General features: G+C 30.3%; 1 protein-coding gene. It reads right to left on the bottom strand.

The genetic code is table 11. From position 1 onward, the window contains the following. Positions 1-386 precede the first annotated feature (386 nt). Positions 387-740: hypothetical protein (locus RB298_RS02995; protein ID WP_486045699.1), on the bottom strand; the 354-nt coding region annotated here is incomplete at its 5' end.

The raw sequence follows: 740 nt of genomic DNA, 5'->3' as shown, positions 1-740 counted from the left end.
GTATTATGGCTAGTAAATCCTTCTTCTAATCCTACTTTAATCATAATTTTTCTTGCTTCCTCTATATCTACGTAAAACCTTTCTTAAAGTACTGTCATATCTATATCGTTGCAATTACTTAGTCACCTATTTCTCTAAGTTGTCAAGTTTCATTTAACAATAACTGGATTTTTATTGGATAACAATATTTTTTTATAAAAGCAAATTAAGAGCCTAGAATGCCGGTTTTAGGGTTTGAATAGTTGATTTTTTATACTTAATAAACATTACAATCCGCCCTGTAGATACCAATAGAAATTCCATTGGAAAAATGATTAATATGTTTATTTAACAACACGGATCAAGTTTAGTTAGGTAAATAAGAATATGTAAAAATTGATATCCTATTAGCAGGATATCATTAGAAAGGGATAATTGGGATTATTTTCGTTAGCTGATACCCATTCGGATAGTCTATCAAAAATAATCTGAGCTTGTTCTTTATTTAACGTATCTACCTTCTCCCAAGCAGTGGAAATATAAGCTTCTAAATAATCAGAATAGGAAATAGATTCGGAAGCAAGTGCTTTATAAAATAATGGTTTACCACCTCTATCTACCTCACCCTTACATCTATAGTTTTCGAAATTCCAACCATTTTTTGTTTTTATAAACTGATAAAGGTCATTTTGTCCCCATTTAGGACTGTAAATTTGCATTTTAAATCTAGATGCACTACTCAATTTCAGATCCCTCCTACC

Origin of the sequence: Priestia sp. BR_2 (assembly GCF_041954005.1) — a bacterium.
In the GTDB taxonomy this organism is placed as follows: Bacteria; Bacillota; Bacilli; order Paenibacillales; family Paenibacillaceae; genus Paenibacillus_AQ; species Paenibacillus_AQ lautus_A.
The sequence above is the reverse complement of the archived record's forward strand: the minus strand, read 5'-3'. Positions and strand labels throughout refer to the sequence as shown.